The organism is Candidatus Acetatifactor stercoripullorum (assembly GCF_944382095.1).
Classification (GTDB): domain Bacteria; phylum Bacillota; class Clostridia; order Lachnospirales; family Lachnospiraceae; genus Acetatifactor; species Acetatifactor stercoripullorum.
This window is the reverse complement of record NZ_CALWMU010000016.1, coordinates 38,039-62,053: the sequence shown is the minus strand read 5'-3', so window position 1 is coordinate 62,053 and position 24,015 is coordinate 38,039. Positions and strand designations below refer to the sequence as shown.

General features: G+C 49.4%; 20 protein-coding genes, 2 tRNA genes, 1 rRNA gene and 1 riboswitch. Of the genes, 1 reads left to right on the top strand and 22 read right to left on the bottom strand.

Annotated features, from left to right (window positions below):
* The 7 genes from SHK35_RS06670 to SHK35_RS06640 form a co-directional block, all read right to left on the bottom strand.
* A 16S ribosomal RNA gene (locus SHK35_RS06670) occupies positions 1–801 on the bottom strand; the annotation flags it as partial.
* Between the two features lie 154 nt (positions 802–955).
* Positions 956–1,044, bottom strand: a tRNA-Ser gene (locus SHK35_RS06665).
* Between the two features lie 93 nt (positions 1,045–1,137).
* Positions 1,138–1,223, bottom strand: a tRNA-Ser gene (locus SHK35_RS06660).
* A 149-nt stretch (positions 1,224–1,372) separates the two neighbouring features.
* Positions 1,373–2,074: a rhamnogalacturonan acetylesterase gene (locus SHK35_RS06655; RefSeq protein WP_318709172.1), complete on the bottom strand. Its 702-nt coding sequence runs from the start codon at positions 2,072–2,074 to the stop codon at positions 1,373–1,375.
* 126 nt (positions 2,075–2,200) lie between these two features.
* On the bottom strand, positions 2,201–3,067 hold the full coding sequence (locus SHK35_RS06650) for a carbohydrate ABC transporter permease (protein ID WP_318709171.1): 867 nt from the start codon (positions 3,065–3,067) through the stop codon (positions 2,201–2,203).
* Positions 3,068–3,078: 11 nt separating this feature from the next.
* On the bottom strand, positions 3,079–4,047 hold the full coding sequence (locus SHK35_RS06645) for an ABC transporter permease (protein WP_318709170.1): 969 nt from the start codon (positions 4,045–4,047) through the stop codon (positions 3,079–3,081).
* Positions 4,048–4,204: 157 nt separating this feature from the next.
* Complete coding sequence (locus SHK35_RS06640) at positions 4,205–5,854, bottom strand: ABC transporter substrate-binding protein (RefSeq protein WP_318709169.1); 1,650 nt, start codon at positions 5,852–5,854, stop codon at positions 4,205–4,207.
* 294 nt (positions 5,855–6,148) lie between these two features.
* Here SHK35_RS06640 and SHK35_RS06635 point away from each other — a divergent pair, with 294 nt between their 5' ends.
* Positions 6,149–8,401 carry a helix-turn-helix domain-containing protein gene (locus SHK35_RS06635; protein ID WP_318709168.1) on the top strand — a complete coding sequence of 751 codons (2,253 nt, stop codon included), beginning with the start codon at positions 6,149–6,151 and terminating at the stop codon, positions 8,399–8,401.
* 82 nt (positions 8,402–8,483) lie between these two features.
* On the opposite strand, the gene ispD is transcribed toward SHK35_RS06635, so the two are convergent.
* From ispD to SHK35_RS06560, 15 genes are all read right to left on the bottom strand, one after another.
* Positions 8,484–9,266 (bottom strand): 2-C-methyl-D-erythritol 4-phosphate cytidylyltransferase, encoded by a 783-nt coding sequence (gene ispD, locus SHK35_RS06630; RefSeq protein ID WP_318709167.1) that lies wholly within the window; start codon positions 9,264–9,266, stop codon positions 8,484–8,486.
* Position 9,267: 1 nt separating this feature from the next.
* Positions 9,268–10,287, bottom strand: coding sequence for a tRNA (adenosine(37)-N6)-threonylcarbamoyltransferase complex transferase subunit TsaD (gene tsaD, locus SHK35_RS06625; RefSeq protein ID WP_442867430.1), 1,020 nt, complete (start codon positions 10,285–10,287; stop codon positions 9,268–9,270).
* A gap of 37 nt (positions 10,288–10,324) precedes the next feature.
* Entirely contained in the window at positions 10,325–10,909 is a 585-nt protein-coding gene (locus tag SHK35_RS06620; RefSeq protein ID WP_318709165.1) for a DUF6715 family protein, read from the bottom strand.
* Complete coding sequence (locus SHK35_RS06615; RefSeq protein ID WP_318704654.1) at positions 10,906–11,835, bottom strand: ribonuclease Z; 930 nt, start codon at positions 11,833–11,835, stop codon at positions 10,906–10,908. Before SHK35_RS06615 ends, SHK35_RS06620 begins: the two co-directional genes overlap by 4 nt.
* A gap of 25 nt (positions 11,836–11,860) precedes the next feature.
* Entirely contained in the window at positions 11,861–12,109 is a 249-nt protein-coding gene (locus SHK35_RS06610) for a hypothetical protein (protein ID WP_318704653.1), read from the bottom strand.
* A 141-nt stretch (positions 12,110–12,250) separates the two neighbouring features.
* On the bottom strand, positions 12,251–12,691 hold the full coding sequence (rimI, locus tag SHK35_RS06605) for a ribosomal protein S18-alanine N-acetyltransferase (protein WP_318709164.1): 441 nt from the start codon (positions 12,689–12,691) through the stop codon (positions 12,251–12,253).
* Positions 12,688–13,422 carry a tRNA (adenosine(37)-N6)-threonylcarbamoyltransferase complex dimerization subunit type 1 TsaB gene (tsaB, locus tag SHK35_RS06600; protein WP_318709163.1) on the bottom strand — a complete coding sequence of 245 codons (735 nt, stop codon included), beginning with the start codon at positions 13,420–13,422 and terminating at the stop codon, positions 12,688–12,690. Before tsaB ends, rimI begins: the two co-directional genes overlap by 4 nt.
* Positions 13,423–13,445: 23 nt before the next feature.
* Positions 13,446–13,877: a tRNA (adenosine(37)-N6)-threonylcarbamoyltransferase complex ATPase subunit type 1 TsaE gene (tsaE, locus tag SHK35_RS06595; protein ID WP_318704650.1), complete on the bottom strand. Its 432-nt coding sequence runs from the start codon at positions 13,875–13,877 to the stop codon at positions 13,446–13,448.
* Between the two features lie 56 nt (positions 13,878–13,933).
* A complete protein-coding gene (locus SHK35_RS06590; protein ID WP_318704649.1) occupies positions 13,934–14,410 on the bottom strand; it encodes a YcxB family protein in 477 nt (158 codons plus the stop codon).
* Positions 14,411–14,480: 70 nt separating this feature from the next.
* Positions 14,481–17,987 (bottom strand): FtsX-like permease family protein, encoded by a 3,507-nt coding sequence (locus SHK35_RS06585; RefSeq protein WP_318709162.1) that lies wholly within the window; start codon positions 17,985–17,987, stop codon positions 14,481–14,483.
* 12 nt (positions 17,988–17,999) lie between these two features.
* Complete coding sequence (locus SHK35_RS06580) at positions 18,000–18,704, bottom strand: ABC transporter ATP-binding protein (protein WP_318704646.1); 705 nt, start codon at positions 18,702–18,704, stop codon at positions 18,000–18,002.
* A 252-nt stretch (positions 18,705–18,956) separates the two neighbouring features.
* The gene (locus tag SHK35_RS06575; RefSeq protein ID WP_318709161.1) at positions 18,957–20,171 is read right to left on the bottom strand and encodes an ABC transporter permease; all 1,215 of its coding nucleotides are present in this window, start codon (positions 20,169–20,171) and stop codon (positions 18,957–18,959) included.
* A gap of 9 nt (positions 20,172–20,180) precedes the next feature.
* Positions 20,181–21,710 (bottom strand): efflux RND transporter periplasmic adaptor subunit, encoded by a 1,530-nt coding sequence (locus tag SHK35_RS06570; protein WP_318709160.1) that lies wholly within the window; start codon positions 21,708–21,710, stop codon positions 20,181–20,183.
* Positions 21,711–21,881: 171 nt separating this feature from the next.
* Positions 21,882–22,580 (bottom strand): ABC transporter ATP-binding protein, encoded by a 699-nt coding sequence (locus SHK35_RS06565; protein WP_318704643.1) that lies wholly within the window; start codon positions 22,578–22,580, stop codon positions 21,882–21,884.
* Between the two features lie 276 nt (positions 22,581–22,856).
* Positions 22,857–23,615: an ECF transporter S component gene (locus SHK35_RS06560; RefSeq protein ID WP_318704642.1), complete on the bottom strand. Its 759-nt coding sequence runs from the start codon at positions 23,613–23,615 to the stop codon at positions 22,857–22,859.
* 220 nt (positions 23,616–23,835) lie between these two features.
* Positions 23,836–23,984: riboswitch (FMN riboswitch) on the bottom strand.
* Between the last annotated feature and the right edge of the window lie 31 nt (positions 23,985–24,015).

Below are 24,015 nucleotides of genomic sequence, written 5' to 3'. Positions count from 1 at the left end.
TCATCGTTTACGGCGTGGACTACCAGGGTATCTAATCCTGTTTGCTCCCCACGCTTTCGAGCCTCAACGTCAGTTGCAGTCCAGTAAGCCGCCTTCGCCGCTGGTGTTCCTCCTAATATCTACGCATTTCACCGCTACACTAGGAATTCCGCTTACCTCTCCTGCACTCCAGCTCCGCCAGTTTCCAGAGCAGTCCCCCGGTTGAGCCGCGGGCTTTCACTCCAGACTTGGCGCGCCGTCTGCGCTCCCTTTACACCCAGTAAATCCGGATAACGCTTGCCCCCTACGTATTACCGCGGCTGCTGGCACGTAGTTAGCCGGGGCTTCTTACTCAGGTACCGTCTTCTTCTTCCCTGCTGATAGAGCTTTACATCACGAATGACTTCTTCACTCACGCGGCGTCGCTGCATCAGGGTTTCCCCCATTGTGCAATATTCCCCACTGCTGCCTCCCGCAGGAGTCTGGGCCGTGTCTCAGTCCCAATGTGGCCGTCCGCCCTCTCAGGCCGGCTACTGATCGTCGCCTTGGTGGGCCGCTGCCCCGCCAACAAGCTAATCAGACGCGGGCCCATCCCACACCGCCGCAGCTTTTCACACTGCTTCATGCGAAGCTGTGCGCTTATGCGGTATTAGCACCTATTTCTAAGTGTTATCCCCCTGTGTGGGGCAGGTTGCCCACGCGTTACTCACCCGTCCGCCACTAAGTTATGCCTCACTAGGTTTCAGCATAACTCCGTTCGACTTGCATGTGTTAGGCACGCCGCCAGCGTTCATCCTGAGCCAGGATCAAACTCTCATGTTTGTTTCTCCTGCCAGTTCCTCTGGCTTCTTTGTTTCTGCAGGAGGCCTCCCTCCCGCCGGGGCTTCCCCCGTTTCCCGTTTCCGGGCGTCCTCTGAATGTCTTCCTTTTTGGAATTTTCAGGTCTGCATTACTGTTTATTTGTCAAAGTGCAAAACGGAGAAGGAGGGATTTGAACCCTCGCGCCGCTATTAACGACCTGCACCCTTTCCAGGGGTGTCCCTTCAGCCTCTTGGGTACTTCTCCTCACAAGCTGATGCAAAGCAAATTATGAAACTATGAAGAAAAAAGACCGCAGCATAATTTCATCACTGCAGTATCTCCAACACCGTCTCTCAGCGGAGAGAGTGGGATTCGAACCCACGCGCCCTTGCGGACAAACGGTTTTCAAGACCGCCTCGTTATGACCACTTCGATATCTCTCCAAGCGTGTTCCGCTCACTCAGCGGCAGAAATTATTGTAACAAAAGGAAGCTTTCCTGTCAACATATTTTTTACAATTTTCTTACAAATTTTACGCCAAACATTTACGTGAAACAGACAGCCGTCCAAAGGCTGTGCCTGCCACGGTTTTTCAAAGCGCTTCCGCTTGGGGCTCCTCAAACAGCATTTCCCTGTAAATGCCGCCAAGGTTCCTTAATCCCTCCGCTATGAAACTTGCATATTTTACCGCTCCCTCATACCGCAGATGGGTATTGTCTGTGGATTCCTCCATGTGCTCTTCATAGCTTCCTGCCGGGAAGAACATATACCATTTCCGGCTGCCTTCCTCCCCTGCCTTTTCCAATGCCCTTCTGCTTGCACTGTACAAGTCAACCAAGGGCACCTGGCATTTCTGGGCCGTGCGCTTCATCCCCTCTACGTAATCCCCATGGGCTCCCGGTCCAAGATGTTCTTCGTCCACAAAGCACCTGCGCTCCACAGGTGTGATCAGCACCGGAAAGGCTCCCTTTTTTCTGGCGGTATTTATGTAAATCTCCAGATTCTCCATAAAGGAGGAAAAGGGATCGGTATAACGGGAAGGGTCCTCCGACTTTTCATCGTTATGCCCAAACTGAATAAATAAAAAGTCCCCCTCGCCCAGACGCTGTTCTATGACCGCAAGCCTTCCTTCATCCAAAAAGCTTTTTGTACTCCTGCCATTTTTAGCATGATTTTCCACCTGATATCCTTCCCGCAAAAACAAAGAAAATACCTGGCCAATGCCGGTCTGTGGATAGGTGGCATAATTGTTTGTCTGTACCGTAGAATCTCCGGCCCAAAAAATTGTGTTCATTTCCGCTCCTATTTCCTTATATATACCTATGTTATATCCGCTTTTATATAAGACAGATAAGGCAAGGAAAACCGAGATTTTCCTTGCCCATTTTGCCGATAACAGCCTTTTTTACGCCGTCCGGTCTTACTCCTTTACTGCTCCAATATTCACGCCCTTTACAAAATATTTCTGCAAGAAGGGATACAACAGCATGAAAGGAAGAATCGCCGCAACGATACCTGCATAATACAGCGTATTCTGCGATACCGCATAGGATGTGGTCGGCGTATCGCCGTCCATGATCATGTTTCTCAGTTTATACTGGAAGTTTGTCTGATCAGGGTCAGTAATGTAAATCTTCACGGTACTATAGTCATTCCATACGGTAACTGCAAACATCAAGCCAATGGAAGCCAAAGCCGCCTTGGACAGCGGCAGCACAATCTTGAAGAAAATTCCCATAGGGGAACAGCCATCGATCTTTGCCGCCTCATACAAGCTTCCCGGAATGCCTTCAAAGAAGTTTCTCATCAGCACCAGATTATATACATTGATTCCGTGCTTTACCACAAGCACCCACATACTGTTCACCAGGCCCAGCTGTTTCATTACCAAGTACTCAGGAATCATTCCGCCTGAGAAAATCATGGTAAAAAGCAAAACATATGCGAAGAAATTACGTCCAGGCATATCAAACTGAATCAGCACATAACCACCCAGAGTGGAAAGCACAAGGCCAAGCAGAGTTCCCAGCACTGTGGTTAACACAGAGTTGATGAAAGGTCTGTACAGAGCCTGTGTTTCAATGATGGTACGATATCCATCCAAAGTAAAATCACTGGGCCACAGGCGGAATTGGTATACGCCCACTGCGTTGAAGGAGTCCACAACTACCTTCCAGATAGGCACCAGCACAGCCAGTCCGACGATAATAAATACAATGTAGTTGATGACATCAAACAGATGTATCCTGTTTTTCGGCTTACGATAAGCGGTCTTTGCTTTTGCCATGTCAACACCTCCTATACGATTCCGCGGCCGCGGGTCTTTTTGCTTGCCCAGTTACATACAAGCACCAGGAAGCATCCCACCAGGGACTTAAACAAACCTACCGCCGTTGAGTATCCGTAGTTGGGCAGCGCGATCGCGAAGGTCTGACGGTATATGTAGGTGGAAATAACGTCGGACACGCTGTATACCGCGTTGTTGTAAAGCACGAATACTGACTCAAACATGTTCATAACCTTTGCCAGGTTCAGGATCAACACCGTGATAATAGTGTTTGCAAGAGCGGGCAGCGTAACATAGCGCATCTTCTGAAGACGTGTTGCGCCGTCGATATCTGCAGCCTCATACAACTCAGGGTTAATACCGGAAAGCGTTGCCAGGAATATGATGGTTCCCCAGCCGGTTTCCTTCCAGATATTAATAATGTAGAAAATCGGCCGCCACCAAGCCGGTTCGGCCAGGAAATAAATATTCTGTGCATCCTCTGCCAGAATGCCCCAGTCTCTCAGGAGACCGTTTACAAGACCGGTGCTGGAGGGGGACAGGAACAAGCTGAAAATGGATGCAACCACTGCCCAGGACATAAAGTGGGGCAGGTATATGATGGTCTGCAAAGTTTTCTTTGCAAAGAGATTTCCCATTTCATTCAAAAACACCGATACAATTACAGCCGTAAAGGTTGTAATGATCAGCTTCATGATACTCAGCTCCAGCGTATTTTTAAACGCCGTCCAGAATGCGTCCGTGGAAAACATCTTTGTGAAGTGATCAAAGCCGACAAACACAGGTTCTCCTACAGGCTTATAATCATAAAACGCATACCGGATACCGAGCATCGGCCAGTAGTATATGATGATGATAAAAATCAATACCGGCAGGAACATCACATAATAGCCGATGTTGTTCTTAATGCGCAGGCCTAAGGGCTTATGGCGTACTTCCACACCCGTAGACGTCGTAACAGTTTTCTTCTTCCTGCTCATACCATCCTCTTCCTTTCATTTCTTCCTCATACAATATTGCCCACAAAACGAAATTTTTTCTCAAAATCTTTTTCTCAAAAACTGTCCTGTCCCAAAGGAAGTTGCATCCCATCGGAACAGGACAGTCTAAATGCAGTTAGTTTAGTGATTTTTCAGCTTATTCAGCTGCGTTCAGCTCAGTCAGACACTGATCGATGATAGAACCAACCGTATCAACATAGGTCTGCATAGCTGCTTCCACATCGCCGCCCTCTACCACTACAGAGGTGATTGCTGCCAGCTTTGCGTCATAGATGGTACCGGACTCATTGGTATAGGTCTCAGATGCAGGAGATGCAGGAGCGTCTACGCAGTTCTCGGTAAAGAATTTGTTGCCTTCGCTTGCCAGATCGGACTGATCTGCGAATCCATTGTCAAGAGAGCATACAACCAGAGCGGGATCCAGATGATTCTTCTTCCATACGGAGTTAGGGTCGTTAGGAGACTGCTTTAAGTGGAATTCACCGTCAGCATACTCGTAAACCTTCTCGTTTTCAGTTCCAGGGTTAGTGGTGAAGGATTCAGCCTTGGTAGACCAGTGAACATCCTCTGCACCATAGGTCCACAGAGTCTGTACAGTGTCGCCGTCCATCATGGTCTCAATGAATGCATCGAAGATCGCCTGCTCTCTGGAATCGTCACCGTCACCGTCGTCAATGATACACCATACAGGCGCCTCTCTGTTCAGGTAAGCGCCAACCTCTGCAATAGGTGCAAGCTGTACCAGCTCAGAATCTACCTCATTCTTGATCAGGTTGTCGGTCAGGGTCTGATACCAGGAGCCTGCCCAGTAGGTGAATACACCTGCGGAACCGGTCTGGTCGTTGGAGAACCATTTCTCACGTGCGATCTTGGTGGAAGCGGTCAGGGTCTCGGGATCGATTGCTCCGTCCACATAAGCCTGACGCAGTCTTAACAGAGCTGCCTTGGTCTCCTCTGTCTGGAAACCGTCGTACCATACGCCGTTCTCATCCTGAACAAGTGCGGGATACGCATCCTGCCAGAACTCAGGCAGATAATTGATCCAGGGAGCCTCATTTCCCATAAAGCCTGCTGCTACCACACCGTAGGTGTCGCCGGTCACGCCGTTTCCATCGGGATCGCCGTTGTGGAATGCAAGCAGCATATTGTAGTAATCGTCATAGGTCTTGATGGTGGAAGCGTCAATGCCCACTGCATCCAGCCATGCCTTCTTTACATAGGTAACGCAGCCGTTTCCATAAGTAGGAGCGAAGCCATACAGATGGCCTTCGGAATCCTTCAGGTTCTCATTGATAGCAGGAAGAATCATATGAGACTGGAAATCAGCATTGTCATATGCCTCAGCCATATCCCAAAGCAGTCCGGTAGGCGCATACTGCTTGAACATATCGGCGCTCATAACAATAACGTCAGGGTAATCGCCGCCTGCGAACAGACGTCCTACTGCGTCAACGTAACCGGAATGGTCTAACTGCTGGATCTGCAGATCAATGGGATGGCCGATTGCCTCGCCAACAGCCTCCTCCCACTGAGCCTCAAACTCAGCCTGACCAGCGTCAACAGTTGCTGTCAAAGTACCGTTTACTACCATGTTAAGAGTCTCAAGCACATAGCCGGAGCCTTCTTCAGCAGCCTCTGTGCCTGCAGCCTCGGTACTGGTTGCGGAGCTTTCGCTGGATGAGCCTTCACCTGAAGTGGTAGAGGTAGAAGCTTCTTCTCCGCCGCATGCAGCCAGGGAAACAACCATAGCTGATGCCAGAAGTACAGATAATACTTTTCTCTTCATTTCTTTCCTCCCTATAAAATGATTTGGAATCTTTGTCACGAAAACGTCTCCCGGAAATTTTCTCCAGAGAGGGTGTTCCCTTGACTGACTTCACTCTATCATTCCAGCCTCCAAAAAACAAGTTACAATTTTTGCTGTAAGATGCAAATTTTGTTTGCCGCATCCCACAAAGCCGCATTTTTACTGGATTTTTTGTAAGGGCTTTCAGGTTGTTTTTTTTGTACAAAACTGTTACAATAAGTATAAAATATTATTCAATTTTTTTTCAAATGAAATATCCGGGAGATTACATCCATGATTTTACATAAAGAAAATACCAAAACAAATGCAGATTCCACAAATGAAAGCAATTCTCTTATGCTGAAAATGGTAACCTCTTACAGTATTTTTCTGCTGATTATCCTGATTTTGTTCTTTGGTTTGTACCATTCTACGTTTCATAACATGCGCATTTTATATAATTTGCAGAATAAATCCACCCTTGTGAGCAATGTGGAGCTTTTTGAGAATGATCTGGACATTATGGAGGTATATTGCCGCCAGCTTCTGCAAAGTGATGATTTCCGCAAGGTCATGAATTATCAGAATACCTATCATCCCTTTACTGATATGGGAAACGAGGTTCGTATCAGTCTGGCCACAAATGTGTTTGCAGAATCTCTGCTTCCCATCACGGAAAACTTTATTTATCTGCCCCTTACCGATTACATACTGAATCCCTCTTATTTTATTACTGAGGACCGCTTTTACCAATGGATCAAAAAGTATCCTGCTGGTGAGGAGGCACTGTGGATGGAATACCTGACCAATGAAGATTACTTTTACCGGTTTCTTCCCATGGACGCCTTTACCCCCAACTACAGCCGAAGTTATTTTATGTATGTAATTGATCTGGGTGATTTGTTTTATCTGGATGCCAACGGCGTAGTATGCTTTATTCTGGAAAGCAGTGAGCTGGCCGCTATGTTTGACTGCCTCCAGTTTGATAATGCCGGCTTTCTCACTGTGCTTGACCAGGAGGGCCGGGAGCTTTTGCAGCTGGGAAACGGCGCAGTACTCTCCAGCGGGGATATTGCATCCCTGGATTTTTCTGAGGGCTTCGCATCCCGCCAGTCTGGCATGGAAGGAATCACCATAGGTACCTACACCTCAGACAAAACCGGTTATACTTATTATTATGGCTTTCCCTCTTTTGATACCACCTCCAATACCTGGCCTCAGCGTATTTTGTTTTTCCTGATCTTTGCTTTGGCCCTTGTAATGGGGGGACTGCTGGTGTTTTTCTTTTCCCGCAGAAATGTCCGTCCTATCATCGAGCTGGGCCAGGAGCTGTACGAGGCGGTAGAGGCACAGAACCAGCTTCAGGAGGTGGTGGACAGACAGCGCCCTATTATCTGTACCTCCTATGTGCGCCGTCTTATGTCCGGCTCCATCACCTCTACGGAAGAGGTTTCCTATATTGCTGATTATCTGGGGCTGAAAGAGGATTCCTTCTATTATAATGTGCTTCATGTTGTTGTGTACAACAACTTTGGAGACTCCTCCGACACACTGCCTGAGGGTCTGGACACACCCCAGCAGCTGCAGGAGATTATTGGGGAGGCATTGAAAAAATATCTGGGAATGCCCTTATACTATTTCAGCCCCACTGACAGAACCTACTCTGTGCTGCTTCACTGCAGTGCTTCCGAGGAAAAGGATTTTCCCATAAAGATCAGCAGTGTCGTGCTCAACCTTCACAATTATCTGCTGGACACCTACGATATATGGCTTTTTGCAGGCATGGGGCGAAACACGGATTCCTTGATAAATGTGTGGGAATCTTATCAACAGGCGGTGGAGTCCGTAAGCTATACCACCAAAAACTATATTTTCTTTCCCTACGAATTTATCAAGAAGAATTCCAACGCCTATTACTATCCGCCGGAGATTTCTACAAAGCTCATCCACTTTATTACGGCTGGCAATACCTCGCAGGTGCTTGAGCTGCTTAACCTGATCCACCAGGAAAATATTGAGGAACGTTCTCTGCCCATGAACCTGTTAAAATATCTTCTTTCCGATATCCGCAACACACTGCTGAAGGCACGTTTTGCACTTCCGGCAGGAGTTGACCCGGAAGCAGTGCGGCTATTGGACGAGCGCTTTAATGAACGGCTTTCCTTCAAGCTGTGCGAGGATCTGGCGCTGACTCTCTGCCGGCTCTTTTCCAATGAGTCGGAGGACACTAACCTGGCCTCCACCATAGAGAAGTATATTGCCAAAAATTATAAGGACCCTTCCCTGGGCTTAAACAAAATCGCAGATGAATTTCAGATTTCTGAAAGCTATTTTTCTCATATGTTTAAAGAGAAAACCGGCGTAAATTTCTCCACATACCTGGAAAATATCCGTATGACAGAGGCAGCCAGACTAATCAGGGAAACGGATGTCAGCCTCAATGAGCTGTACATTGCTGTGGGATATAACAATGTAAACACCTTTAGACGGGCGTTTAAAAAGGTTTTTGGCGTAACTCCAAGCAGTATGCGGGATAGCACAAAATAGTGCCGCACAAAATAGTGCCGCACAAAATAAATTCAGCGGATGTCCATAAAAATGGACGTCCGCTGCTTTTTTAACCTTTATTTTATTCCCGGAGTTTCCCGCTGCTTTCTGTTTTTTCCCTTTCTCCTTCAAGCAGCGCCTCTGCAATTTTCATATCCTCAGGAGTGGTTACCTTAATGTTCTCATAGCTTCCCTCCACCAGCTTCACCTTCCGGTCTGTAAACAGCTCTGCCACGCTGGCGTCGTCTGTAACAAAGATTCTCTCTTTCTCAAGGCGGTCTTTGTTTTCCTCTAATTGTCTGTAAGCATTTACAATCAGCTGTGTGTCAAATACCTGGGGCGTCTGAATGGTCCACACAAGCCTTCTTGCTGGCGTGTCCCTGGCAAATCCCTCCTCATCTGCAATCTTCACCGTGTCCTTGGAGGGCATGGCCGCCACACAGGCATGATACTTTTTTACAGCCTTATAGGTATCCTGCAGAATTTTCTCTGTGAGAAAAGGACGGGCCCCATCATGAATAAACAAATAGCCGTCCCTGTTTGGAATGGGCATGGCACCCTCTGCCACCACGCGAAGCGCACAGGCCACAGACAGATATCTCTCCGCTCCGCCCGGGACAATGGATACAACCTTGTGAAAGCCGTATTTCTCCACAATTTCCTTCCTCATATAGTCCAGGTCAGAGGCAGATGCCGTAAGGATGCAGTCGTCTATCACTGCAGAGCGCTCCACCGCCCTGAGCGCATACCAAATCAGCGGTTTTCCTCCTAGAAGCATATATTGCTTGGCAACGCCGCTGTGCATCCGGCTTCCGCTGCCGGCTGCCAGCACAATGGCCGTACAACGTTTTTCCTTTTCCCCCATGTCACCGTTCTCCCAGCTTCAAATTTGGCACGGCGTTCAAGTCATAGCCGCTTTTTGCGCCCTTAATGAACTCATAATATCCCGCCGTTCCAATCATAGCGGCATTGTCCGTACAAAAAACAGGAGAGGGATAATAAAAGCGCACTCCCTCCCGGGCGCAGCGTCCCGCCAAAGCCTCCCTGAGAGAGGAATTAGAAGCAACGCCTCCGGCAATGGCAAATTTTTCATACCCAAATTCCTTTACGGCATGAAGAGAATGCTCCACCAGCACATCAATCACTGCCTTTTGAAAGGATGCGGCCACATCCGCCGCACACACCCTCTCCCCCTTCATCTTACAGCCGTTTAGGTAGTTAAGCACCGCCGACTTTAAGCCGCTGAAGCTGAAATCATATTCACTCTCCTGCACCTTAGCCCTTGGAAAGGAAATAGCCTCAGGATTTCCCTCTCTGGAAAGCTTATCAATCTTAGGACCTCCCGGATACCCAAGTCCTATGGCCCGGGCAACCTTGTCAAAGGCTTCTCCCGCCGCATCATCTCTGGTTCTTCCAATGATTTCATAGACGCCGTAGTCCTTCACTGCCACCAGATGAGAATGACCGCCCGACACTACCAGACAGATAAAGGGCGGTTCCAAGTCCTTGTTTTCAATATAATTGGCGCAGATATGTCCCTCGATATGATGCACACCCACCAAGGGAATCCCTGTGGCAAAGCTGATGGCCTTGGCTTCGGAAACCCCCACCAGCAGCGCTCCCACAAGCCCCGGTCCATAGGTCACCGCAATGGCATCCATCCGCTCCAGAGGCACTTCCGCCTCCAAAAGAGCCGTCTCAATCACCTGATTGATCTTCTCTATGTGTTTTCTGGACGCAATTTCAGGAACCACGCCTCCGTACAGCGTATGCAGCGCGATCTGTGAAGAAATCACATTGGAAAGCACCTCTCTGCCGTTTTTTACCACGGCAGCCGCTGTTTCATCACAGGAGCTTTCAATTCCCAATATCATAATATCTTCCATATGAATGCCGACTTCTCTCCCTAAAATAATCTCCGTCTCATTGGCCGTTCTGGGGATTTACATTTTCCGCCAGCTCCCAGCCATAAATCTTCCACTGCCGGTTCTCGTCCCGGCGCAGAAGATAAACCTCCCTCACCGGAGTGCTTACCCCGTTTAACATCACGGTATAGCCACAGTGAATCCGCGCAAAATCATAGCCATCCTCCTCAAAATAATCAACATTGGTGCTGGATGCCACAGAAGCGCTGGTGATCCGCATATCTGCTTCCTTCCCGTCCTCAATCTCCTGCTTTAAGCGCACCAGGTACGCTTCCGGTTCATTATTGGCCAGCAGCTCTTCATCATAAAGCTGTCTGGCCTTATTGCCCAGATCCTCAATCTCCTGCTCCGTGCATTCCTCATTATAAAAGCACATTATGACCTCATTGTAATACCGGAGCACTTCCTTCGGAGTCGGCGGATAATCATTTGCCAGATCACGGCTCAGCACCAGCTGAACCTCTGACAAAACCGCCTCCTTCTGGTTCTCTCTGCTTCTGCCTGTCAGATAAGTGTAATACCCTACCACAGCCACCAGCACACACACAAAAATCAAGGTTATGGTAGTTGTTGATTTTTTCATACCACATCACTCCGTTCTTCCTCTTCAAAATTCAATTCCACGGTTCTGCCATCCCTTGCGGCCACCGCTTTCGGGAAAATCTTTCTCACCCGGGGCATAAATTCCTCCGGATGCAGCAGGGAAGGGCTGTAATGGGTAAGCCACAGCTCCGACACCTTTGCCCGCTTTGCCAGATGGGCGGCCTCGTACATGGTCATATGCTTGTATTCCTTCGCCTTTACAAGCTTGTCCGGCTCCCCGTACATTCCCTCACAGATAAAAAGGTCAGCGCCTGCAGCGTTTTCCACTATACCGTCCGTAGGGCGGGTGTCCGTGCAGTAGGTAACCTTAAGCCCCTTTCTCGGTTCTCCCAAAACCATATCCGGGGTAAAGCGCTTTCCCTCCCACTCCACAGTCTGGCCCTTTTGCAAAAGGCTCCAGAATTTCATGGGAATGCCGCTCTCTTCCGCCCGTTCCCGCTTAAATTTCCCCGCTCTCTCAATCACAATGCTATATCCATAGCATAACACATTATGATTTACCTTGAAAGCCTCAATGCGAAAACCGTCAAAGAAAAAGCTCTGCTCCGGCTCCGTAATCTCCACACACTCAATTTCAAAGGGAAGCTCCGGCGCTATCACGCGCAGAGCCGCCACCACTCTGCCAAGGCCCTTTGGCCCCAGCAAAAGAAGCGGAGCCTTTCGCTCCGCATTCCCCATAGTCAAAAGCATCCCCGGAAGTCCGCTGATATGATCCGCATGATAATGGGTAAAGCATATGATATCTATCGGCTTGGGACTCCAGCCCTTCTCCTTCATGGCAATCTGCGTTCCCTCTCCGCAGTCAATCAAAATGCTTTTCCCATTATACCTCATCATGAGAGAAGTAAGCCACCGATAGGGCAGCGGCATCATTCCTCCTGTTCCCAGCAAGCAAACATCCAGCATACTTTTTTACCATCTTTCTTATTATTTACAAAAGCTCTCTCTCCTGACTGATCTGCACAGGAATGCGGAAATGTCTGATCATTTCATCATAGCACTCCTCGCACAGGTCAAAGCGGTGCCTGAGCCCGTCCTTTTCGCTGAAATATCCAAAGACATAGTCTACGTTTAAGCATCCTTCCTTCAGATATCCGTTTTCCAGCCTCAATTCCTTTCCGCATCGGTTGCAGATCACCTGTACCAGCTGATCCCCCTGCTCTTTTTCGTATCTGCGCATTTGTTCCTCCCTTTTGGCTGCCCTGCAGCTTCTTTTGCTTTTCTGCTGTCTACCAGCCCATTATAACGGAAAAACCCCTCTTTCACCGTGGTAATTCCTGCCACGGTTTTACCATGAATGCGCCTTTTGGCTGCTTTTCCATCAGCGGCGTCTCCACATAATCAAAGCGTCCTCCACAGGCTTTTCGTAAAAGCCGGGCCGGATGCCCTCCGATACAAATCCCAGTTTTTCGTAAATGTGAATGGCAGGCTCATTGCCGGCCCTGACTTCCAGGGTAATGTCTCCGATTCCCCGCTCCTTGGCCAAAAGCAAAAGCTCCTGAAGCATCCTCTGGGCAATTCCTCTTCCTCGAAAAGCCTTTGCAACCACCACCTTGTCGATGCTTCCCTCTCCACACAAATCTGTCATCACGCAGCAGCCTGCCACTTTTCCATCCGCCTCGGCCACCAGGCAGAGACAGTAGGCTTTCTCTATAAGCTCTGCAAAGCTCTCTGCCGACCAGGGCATGCTGAAGGCTTCCGCCTCAATGATGCTTAAGGGCTGCACGTCCTCCATCTTAAGCCTTCTGACTACAAGCTTCATGCCAATCCGCCCTTTTCTTCCCTCTCACGCTCCGCCTGGCTCTTGCGCAGGTATTCCGGCCTGTGCTCCTTTGCGGAAACAATTTTTCCCTCCCGAAAATAAACAGCGCCTAAAGCCGCAACAGCTGCCGCCCGCTGCCTGTTGCAGGAGGCCGGGGCAAACACAAAGGGTACTTTTACCTGTTCCTCTATTTTTTCTCTGTAAACCGGCACACCGTCCCCCAGAAAAATCACCTTTCTTCCCAGGGTGTTGATTTCATTCAAAATATCCGAGATATCCGCCGCCCGCTGTCCGGACACGGTATGCAGCAAAAGCTCCGTCTGTGAAAGCTCTGCCTTGGCGGGCACAAACTCATAGAGTCCTGTATAGACCTGGTTTCTTCTTGCGTCCATCAAAGGGCAGATTAAACGCCCCGTTCCCCAAAGCGTATAGGCAAGCCCCTCCAGGGTCGGCACCTCCACCAGGGGCTTATGCAGGGCAAGTCCCAGCCCTTTTGCTGTAGCCGCGCCAATGCGAAGGCCTGTAAAGGAACCCGGGCCCGACGCAACAGCTATGGCGTCAAGGCTCTGCAGATCCAGCTCTATCCTGTTTTTCAGTTCCTCCAGCATGGGAAGCAGCATCTGCGAGTGGGTCTTTTTGTAATTGGTGGTATACTCCGCCAAAAGCACGTCATCCTCCACAACTGCAGCGCTGGCCACAAGTCCCGAGCTGTCCAGTCCCAAAATTTTCATGTCAGTCTCCATTCATAAGCGTTTTACTCCGCCGTTTCCTCTACCGTGATTTTCCGATAATCAAAGCCCTTTTCCAAATCCTTTTCCAGGGTGATTTTTATAGTATCCTTTGGCAGAAGCTCTGCAATCAGCTCCGCCCACTCGATCAGGCAGACGCCTTCCCCGTAAAAGCAGTCCTCATAACCGATCTCTTCCATCTCCTCCACATCTGCGATGCGGTATACGTCAAAATGGTAAAAGGGTATCCTTCCCTCTTTATATACCTGAAGTATGGTAAAGGTAGGACTGTTCACCGGCTCGTCAATTCCAAGCCCTCTGGCAAAGCCCTGTGCCAGCACAGTTTTTCCCGTCCCTAAGTCTCCTGTCAGCGTATAGACCTGGCCGGGACAGCATTTTCTTCCAAGCTTTTCCCCCAGAGCAAAGGTCTCCTGAGAGCTGTTTGTCTCAAATATCATTTCTCTTATTGCTTCCTCTTCGGCTTATTCTTTTTTATTTTCCGCTCATCTGTCCCTCAGGTTCTTATTTTCACTTTGTCCGGTGACATATGCGTGGCGATCATTTCAATCACTGCCGCCTTCTTGTCCCCAAGCTGCGCTCTGGGAAAAATAGTAGCGTTGATTCTTGAGGTGTACAAAATAATACTTCTTCCAGTGGAAACAGCCTTTACCATATCCTCCCAGGACTGCCTTGCAGACACCTCTCCCTGGGAAATACAAATCCCATCCTCATCCAGCACATAATGCAGCGGCTTGCGGAAGGCCGGATTCTGAAGGGCCTGCCGCCTGCTTTTGAGAAAAAGGGTACAGGGCAGATAAGCCAAAAGCACCACGCCTCCTGCCAAAAAAATCCACTGCCCGTTCATCAGAGAAAAAACCACCAGCACTGCGCCAAAGGCGCTTCCCAGGATTCCTCCGGCGCTATTGTAGGAGTGCATCAGCATATAATCATACAGATCCGCCGCCTCTATTTTGATATCCAATTCCACCATGTGCGTTTCCTTCCGTTATTTTCCTTCGTTATTATATTGAATTGCCCTGTAAAATGCAAGACCCAATGTACTAATCCACACTCTTTAAGGACTCCGTCATGCTGACGCGGTCCAGCTTTCTTCTCATAAAGCGGTTGATCAGCCACGCAAAAAGCATGGTCAGCACTGCGCTGTAAAGGTAACTTACGGGCAGTACCTGCACATCGAAGGCCACCATATCAATCTGCACCTGGCTCATAACAAAGCGGTGCAGCAGCATTCCCAGAGGAAGTCCCACCAGCGTACCCATCAATGCAAGTACGGTATTTTCCCGAAATACATAGGACGCCGTCTCGTTTTTGTAAAAGCCCAGCACCTTAATTGTGGCAATCTCCCGAATCCGCTCCGTGATATTGATATTGGTCAGATTGTACAGCACAATAAAGGCAAGCCCTCCTGCGCAGATAATAATCACCACCACGATCATATTCAGGCTTTCCATCATGCTGCCGAACCGCTCCATCGTATCCGCATTCACCGTCACATTGGAAACGCCCTCCAGCTGCATCAGGGAGGCGGATGCCCGATGTACGTCCGCATTTTCCGACACATTCACCCAGATCGTCTTATACTGGGCTTCCTCTCCCATCTGTTCCTCGTAATCCGCCTTGTTCATGTAAACATAATTATAGATGAAATTGCGGGAAAGGCCGGACACCCGCAATGTGATTGTGTTTCCGTCCTCGTCCTGCAGCGTCACTGTATCCCCCACGGAAATTCCAAGCTGATCCGCCGCCTTCCGGGTGATCACAGCCTCCCCCTTCTCCGGATAAGGAAGAGGCTCCCTCCTTTGGGTGTGGAGATTCAAGTAGGAGGCAATATTCTCTTCCCCTTCACTTTCCTGGGCCACCACCAGATTCACCGACTTGGTGCCCTGATTTGTAACCAGGTCCATACTGCTTTCCATCAGCGCATAATACCCGGAAAGCTCCTCTCCCAGGGCCTCTGTGAGAGCTTCCTCCATCTGATCCGTAACCGTCTCAGAAAGGGTCACGCCGATATCATAAATCTGTATTTCCTCAAACTGCTGAGTTGCTATGTTTGCCACAGAATCTTTCACTCCGAAGCCCGTCACCAAAAGGGCGGTACAGCCGCTGATGCCTGCCACCATCATGAGCAGACGCTTCTTATACCGGAAAATATTGCGCACGGACACCTTTTTTAAAAAGCCCAGTCTGCGCCAGATAAAGGGAACATACTCCAAAAATACTCTCTTTCCCGCCCTGGGAGCCTTGGGACGCATCAGCTCTGCCGCCACCTGGGAAAGCTCATACCGGCAGGTGAGCCAGGTGGCCCCCATGGTACACAGAATTGCAGCCGTCAGGGAAATCACAGCCAGCACAGGATCAAACACAACGATCAGACTGTCCACCCGGTACATCATGCCATAGGCCGTCCAGATCACCTTAGGAAACAGAATGGAGCCCCCTACAAAGCCTATAACACTTCCCAAAATTGCCCCTGTTCCCGAATAGAACAGATACTTTAACATAATGACGCCCTTCCCATAGCCCAAAGCCTTCAGCACGCCAATCTGTGTTCTCTGCTCCTCCACCATACGGTTCATAGTGGTGCTGCACACCAGGGCCGCCACCAGGAAAAAGAACACCGGAAAGATATTCGCAATGCCATCCACAATGGAAGAATCATTTTCAAAGCAGACATACCCCACGTTGGTATCTCTGCCAAGCACATAGGTCTCCGGCAGCTCCAGGTCATTAAGCTCTGCTTCTGCGTCTGCAATTTCTGCCTCCGCATCGGCAATCTCCTGTTCAAATTCCGCTCTGGCATCCTGATATTCTGCAAGCCCGTCCTCATACTCCTGCCTGCCCTCCAAAAGCTCTTCCTCCGCGTCCGCAATCTCCTGCCAGCCATCGGCGATTTCCTGTTTTGCATCCGCAATCTCTATCTCTCCATCTGCAATTTCCGTCTTTGCAGACTCCAGCTCCTCTCTGCTTCGTTCCAGCTGTGCCTGGGCGTCCTGTATCTCCATCCAGCCGTCAGCCAGCATCCGGTGTCCGTAATCCAGCTGAGCAGAGGCGTCCGAAAGCTGGGCCCGGTAAGAGGCCAGGGTCTCCCTGCCCGCCTCTAAAGCCGCCCTGTTTTGTGCCAGCTCCTGAGCGGAGGCATCCAATGTGTCCTGGGCGGCGTCAAGCTCTTTTGCGGCCGCTTCCTTCTGCGCTTCCAGCTCCTGTTTTCCCTCCTCCAAAGCCGCCTTGGAAGTGTCATATTCCTCCTCGGAAATCATTCCCGCCCCGTAGGCTGCCTCCAGTTCGGCTTCCTGCTCCTCTAACTGGGTCTGGGCCGCCAAAAAGGAATTTTCCGTCTCCTGCCTTTGGGCGTCCAAAGCCGCCTGGCTCTCTGAAAGAGCCGTCTCCCCCTGAACCAGCAAGGCCTCCTGCCCCGCAAGCTGGTCCTCCTGCTGTGACAATTCCTCCAGGCTCTGTTCCACCTGCGCCGAGCTGTCATTCAGCTCCTTGCTCTGGTCGTTCCACTCATCAATGGCATCCGCAAGCTCTGCCTCTCCCTCTGCAAGCTGAGCCTCTCCGTCTTCCACCTCTTTCTTTGCATCTGCAAGCTCTGCTTCCTTCTCAGCCAAGGTAGCTTCCCCATCTCTGAGCTCAGCCTTCGCGTCTGCAAGTTCCGCTTCCCCATCTGTAAGCTCCGCTTCCGCATCTGCAAGCTCCGCTTCCGCATCTGCAAGCTCCGCTTCCGCATCCGCCTTTTCCTGTGCCAGCTCCTCTCTTGCATCCGCAATCTCTTTCTCTCCCTCTGCCCGAATCTCATCATAGCGGCGAAGGGCAGCCTCATCGGTAAACTCCTCCCATAGGACCTCCTTCTCATCCATATAGCTGTCATAGGCATCGCTGTAAAGCTCAAAATCCTTATCAAATTTAATGAAAATCTCTGTGTAGTAATCCAGGGCAAAGCCTTCCGGAAGCAGATACATAAAGCCGCTCACCAATCCGCTCCCCAAAGAGGTATTCCCCCTTTCATACTGAATATAGTACGGGGACTGCACAATTCCCACGATGGTGTACTCTTCATAGGCAAAGCTGTCCAAATCCTCCGTCTCATTGTCCTGGGAAAGAGTAATGGTCTCTCCCAGAGAATCCTCGCCAAAAAGATTGGCATCCACCACACATTCCCAGGGCTCCTTTGGCAGTCTGCCGGCTAATACCTTCACCTGATTTATCTGGCTTGTCAGCGTATGCGCACGCAGCACGCCCCCGGTTCCCTCCTGCAGTTGATAGAGAATGTCCCATGTGACAGAGCCCTCTGCCGCGCGCACTTCTTCTTTTTCGGCAAAAAAAGAAACGTCCTCATTCTCAAAGCCCAGAGTAGAAACCAGACGGTAATCAAAAAACTGCATTTCCTCAAGATAAGTTTCTGTGGTCTTCACCATGGCGCTTCTTGCAACCTTGAGGCCCGCAAAAAAAGCAACCCCCAGCGCCACAATGGCCAAAATAGCCACAAAGCGCCCGAAGCTTTGGCGTATTTCCCGAAAAGCAGATTTCCATATGGTATTCTTTCTCATGTCGGCCTCCGTTTACCACTCTATCTGTGCAACATCAACAATCTGCTTATTTTTTACCATGTCCACCACGGTGCCGCTCTTTACGGTAATAATTCTGTCCGCCATTGCCGTAAGCGCCTGATTGTGTGTGATCACCACCACCGTCCGGCCCTTTTTACGGCAGGTATCCTGCAAAAGCTTTAACACCGCCTTGCCTGTGTTATAGTCCAAAGCGCCGGTGGGTTCGTCGCACAAAAGAAGCTTTGGGTTTTTTGCCAGAGCCCTGGCAATAGCCACTCTCTGCTGTTCTCCGCCGGAAAGCTGGGCCGGAAAATTGTTCATTCTGTCTTTCAGCCCCACCTCCGCCAGCACTGTTGCCGCATCCAGCGGGTCTCTGCAGATCTGAGCCGCCAGCTCCACATTCTCCAGCGCCGTCAGGTTCTGCACCAGGTTATAAAACTGGAATACAAAGCCTATGTCAAATCTCCTGTACTCTGTGAGCTTTTTCTGGCTGTAGCCGGAAATTTCCTGTCCGTCCAGATATACCTTCCCCTCCGTCAGGGTATCCATCCCACCCAGAATATTCAGTATAGTGGTTTTTCCCGCTCCGGAAGCACCCACGATCACGCAAAATTCTCCCTTTTCAATCTGAAAGTTTACATCGTGAAGAGCCGTGATTTCCACTTCCCCGGTTTTATATACTTTTTTAACCCCCTCAAAGGTTACAAAAGCGTTCATATCCTTCCTCATTTCCGCGCTGCTTTTTACGCATGTCAAGCTTGCGGTGACAGCGCAGACACAAACCTGACCATTTTCATAATATCTATGTTCAATTTTATTTTAGCATGAAAAAAGGGATTTCACATGAAGAAACAGAATTTTTCACTTTCTTTTTAGAATTTAGATATTTGTTTTATAAATAATTTTGAAGATGCTGGGGCCAAAAGGTCTCCCAGCATCTTTTGAAAGGACTGTGGTATATACCGGAATTTATTCATGCCGCAAGGCTTCGATAGGGCTTAGGCGGGCCGCCTTTCTGGCCGGATAAATGCCAAAAAAGATTCCCACCGCCGAAGAAAACAGGCTGGCCCCCAGCACTGTTCCTAATCCTACCTTGGCGGTAAAGCCGATGAGGGAGCAGACGCCTACGGCTCCCAGCACACCGATCAGAATGCCAATGATGCCTCCTAACAGCGTGATAATGGCAGACTCCGAGAGAAACTGTAAAAGGACTGAGCCCGTCCGGGCCCCCAGCGCCTTTCTGATACCGATTTCCCTGGTGCGCTCCGTCACAGACACCAGCATGATATTCATTACGCCGATTCCTCCCACCAGAAGGGAAATAGCCGCCACAAACACTACAAATACGGTAATATAGCTTAAAATCTGATTCATTTGACTCATGTAGTCATTAAAGTTTTCCACCTGAATGGCATTCTTGCCGCGCACGTTATGTCTGTTCTCCATAAGCCGCACCACATCTGACGCCACCTGTGTCGCATTATCCGCGCCATCGCTGATAATCAGCAGATCATTCATGCTGACATAAAAGCCATAAGAAGATGACACCACTGACAGGGGTGCCTCCATGGAAACCGTGTCGGAAACCATCAGCCCCGAAAGCATGGAGGCATTGTCCTGTCTGATGCCGATAATGGTAAATTCCTGGGTGATGCCGTACAGTGTAAAGTCCATGGTCATACCAATCACGTTAGTGGTTCCGAATAAAAGTCTTGCGCTGCTCTCCGTGATGATGCAGACCTTATTGGCCGAGTAATAATCGCTTTCCGTAAAATACCTGCCCTTGACCAGGGGATCGCTGTTTGCATACTGCAGTCCCGGCATACCCATGGATGCGCTGGCATTAAAGGTGCCCTTTCTTCCGGTCACTGTGCCGGAAAAGCCCCAGGAGGGCGTCACTGCCTTAACATTGGGCACCTTTTCCATGATCGCTTCGATATCTTCATCCGTAAATTCCAGGGAGATTCCTTCGTCATTGTCACCATAGGAATAGATGTAAATCTGTCCCCCTACTATGGCATTCAATTCATCATTGATACCGCCCTTGAGTCCGTCACCGATGGAAATAATCATGATAACGGAGGAAATACCGATTATAATGCCCAGCATGGTCAAGAAGGAACGCCCCTTGTTGCTCTTTATATTCATCAGAGCTATTTTAATATATTCCCATACCTGTGCCATGTAAGCCTCCTATTGTGCGGGCAGCGCCGTAACTGCCATGCCTTCCTCCAGCGTTGTGTAGGAGCTTAATATAATCTGATCCTGCTGCGTGATTCCTTCCTTCACTTCCGTGTAGGTGTCCGTGGAAATGCCGCACACGATATTACGCTTTACCACTACACCGTTTTCCACCACATACAGGAAGTCTCCTTCCTTGTCTGCATTGATGGCCTCCACCGGAATCAGCAGAGCATCCTGCACCTGGTTGGTATAAATCTCAAGCTTCGCATCCAATCCCAGGATAATCCTGTCATCGGGATTGGTGATATGTATTTCCACGCCCACCATGGGAGTGTTGGATTCATTCAGGGTGGCCATCCGGTCTATTTTGCTGACCTCTCCCTCATAAGCCTGGTCTAAAATGGTCACCTGGGCCTTTTGTCCTACCGCAAGCTTTTCCAAATCATACTTTGACGCCTGGAAGGCAACCTTAAGATTCTGGCTGCTCTTTAAGGTCAAAAGCTGGGCGCCATCGGCCACCGTAGCCCCCGACGCAGCGCTGCATTCCGTCACAATCCCATCAAATTCAGCGCACACGCCTTGCTTTGCCTCATAATAGGATTCCTCTGCCTGCTGATAGGTAATATCCGCCAGCTGCTTATCCGCGCTGTAACTTTCCTTGTCGTAGGAATCCAAAATACTGCCCTCGCTGGCAGTCTTTTGACTCTCCATGCGGCTCTTATATTCTTCGTAATCCGCAATTCTCTCCTGAACGTCGGCAATTTCCTGTTCCATCTGTGCATAATAATCTGTGGAGGTTGCAACAGACTGCAGATAGCTGTTTCGGCTGATCTGCGCATTTACCGCCTGTATCTCCTGCTGAATAGACTGTACCTGGCTCTCATAATCCGGCGCCGTCTTATCCAAAGCCTCCATCTCCTGGTTCAGCCGGCTCAGACGATTGCTCAGCTCATAGCTTTCATTGGCCAGGCCGTTGCTTGTATCCCGCTGGCTCTGGCTGAGCTTACTCTGCAAATCCTTTAAATAGGACTTATTATCCGCAATCTGTTGGTTCAGCACCTCCAGATTGGTATTGGCCTCCACAAGCTTTGCCTGGTTTTCAGAGTTGTCCGCCATAGCCCCGTTGTACACAGCCGTACTCTTCTGCTGGTTTAAAGCCGCCTGCGTAAGCGTCTCCTCCATCTCCTCCATATCGTAGCTGATCAGCACATCCCCGGCCTTCACCGCATCTCCAACAGCCACATTCACTTCTCCCAGCTTACCGGCTACAGGAGCAAAAATCACCTCCACCTCTTCGCTCTCCACGGTGCCGCTGGTGCTGATGCTCTCCTGCAGGTCACCCCTTTGGGCCGTTACTGTAGTCACAATAGCCCCGGCAGCGGGCGTCAGGGCACAGCTTGCCATGCGTACCACCAAAATTAGAATTACTACAATCCCTATGATAATGGGCGCCTTTTTACGTTTTTTCTTTCTCCTCACAGGTTCGGCTGCCTGCTGCAAACCCTCCTCCATGGGGCTGTTCTTATCCTTCTTTTTCATTTTATCTGTTCCTCCATATTAATCTCCAGCTCATATCAGGTAATTGCGAAACTCGCTCCCTGGTATCAGAAACTGGGCGTAATAACCAAAATAAGGGTGACTAGCCACTGCTTCGGAACCCGTTTTTGGTTATTATGACCAGGTTCGTGACTTTGCCAGCGAGTTTCGCAATTACTCATTTTTCTGTCTTGCCGCAGAATCGGCTTCTATGCGGCCATCCCGTATCTTGATAATTCTCTTGGCCTGGGCCGCTATTTCATTGTCGTGGGTAATCAGAATCACCGTTCTGCCATCCTGATGCAGGCTTTTTAAAATGCCCATAATCTCCTGGGTGGAGTGGGAATCCAGATTGCCGGTGGGCTCATCCGCCAGAATAATGGGCGGCGCCTGGGCGATGGCTCTGGCGATAGCCACCCGCTGCTGCTGTCCCCCTGACATCTCCGCAGGTTTATGATCCATTCGGTGTGAAAGCCCGACCTTTTCCAACGCCTTCCTTGCCAGCTCAATCCGCTTGGATCTGCCCACCCCCCTGTAGATCAGAGGAAGCTCCACATTCTCCAGCGCCGTCAGATTCGGTATCAGGTTAAAGCCCTGAAATATAAATCCGATTTCACGGTTTCTTATGTCCGACAATTCATTGTCGTCCATAACCGACACATCCTGTCCGTGAAGCCTGTAAAGTCCGCTGGAAGGCACATCCAGGCACCCCAGCATATTCATTAATGTGGACTTTCCGCTTCCGGACTGCCCTATGATTGCCACAAATTCCCCTTCGTCGATGGACACGCTGACATGATCAAGGGCCCTGACTTCATTTTCTCCCGGATTATACACCTTGCACACGTCTTTGATTTCAACCAATGCACTCATAAAACACGTTAATCCTCCTTGACGCGTATCGTCGTTGTATTATTGTACTGTTTGCATAATACAATAATTTATATTCCGTGTCAACAACTTTCTGTAACATCATATATGGGAAAGCTGAAAAATATATGGCCAAAATTCTAAAGATTTTCTATAGGCCCGGTCTTGAAATAAAAAATACCTCCAAAGCAACAGATTTTTATATTTCATCTGTCTGCTTTAGAGGTATCCTGTCATCCTTGACGGCTTTGCTTCACTTATTTGGGGCAAAGGCCCATTTTACAGCCTGTTTGCCTTCTGCAGGGTTTGGTGCCCCGTCTTTATAATGGGGCTCAGCGGCTTGTAGATAAGCAGCGTCACAATGGAAACGCTGGCTCCCTTAATCAGATTTAACGGAGCCACGCAGGCCGCCACGAAGGAAAGAACGCTTCCCTCTGAAACCATGGGGTTCACCGCTGCGCCCATCTCCAGTATGCTCTCCAGCGGCATTCCATATAATTCAGAAAAGGCAGGAAGCAGATAAACAGCGTTAAAGGCTGTGCCAAACACCGTCATCACCAGAGTTCCCGCCACACATCCGATCACAGCGGTCTTTTTCGTCTTTTTGAAAAGGTACACTGCAGAGGCGGGCAGGATAAAGCTGCAGCCCACCACAAAATTGGCCAAATCACCCACGAAAGCAGTGGACGTTCCTTTCACCAAAAGCTTCAACAGAATCTTTACAAATTCCATCATAACTCCTGCAGCCGGACCAAAGGCAAAGGTTCCCACCAATATGGGAAGCTCGCTGAAATCCAGCTTGTAAAAGCTTGGGGCAAAGGGCAGCGGAAAGTCAAAAATGTGCAGTATCATAGCGACAGCCGAAAACATACCGATCATGGCTATTTTTCTTGTGGTGAATACCTGCTCCTTCACGCCGCTTTTTCTCGCGGCCGCCTTCTCCAGAAGCAGCGCCGCCGCAAACAGCACAAGAATCACCGCCGCAAATTCCAGCACAAAGATAAGATTCTGTGCCACACTTTCAAACAATCCATTCATTTCTATTTTCCTCCATTTCCGGTGTTTTGCTTTATTCAAAATCACCTGTTATTTTTGTAGGAAAATTCTTCTGGTGCTGTCACACCGCGAAACACCTGACGATACTTTTTTCTGTGCAGAAAAGTATTCTGTATTTTCTGCGCAAAAAAATCCCCGGATTTTCTGCTTCTATCCGGGGACCGCAATTAAAAAACATGTGCTATGTATCGCTGTATAGGCAACACTTCTTCTTTCATCCAGACTTTACTGTTGGTCTCGGATTTGCACCGAATCAGCCGCAGCATGGCCTCCTTGGCCATACGCGGGTCGCGGACTTGCAAAAAACTGCTTACCGCCAGTAGGGAATTTCACCCAACCCCGAAGAATTTTCTTATGGGGCGTCCTGAATGGAGGACGCCAT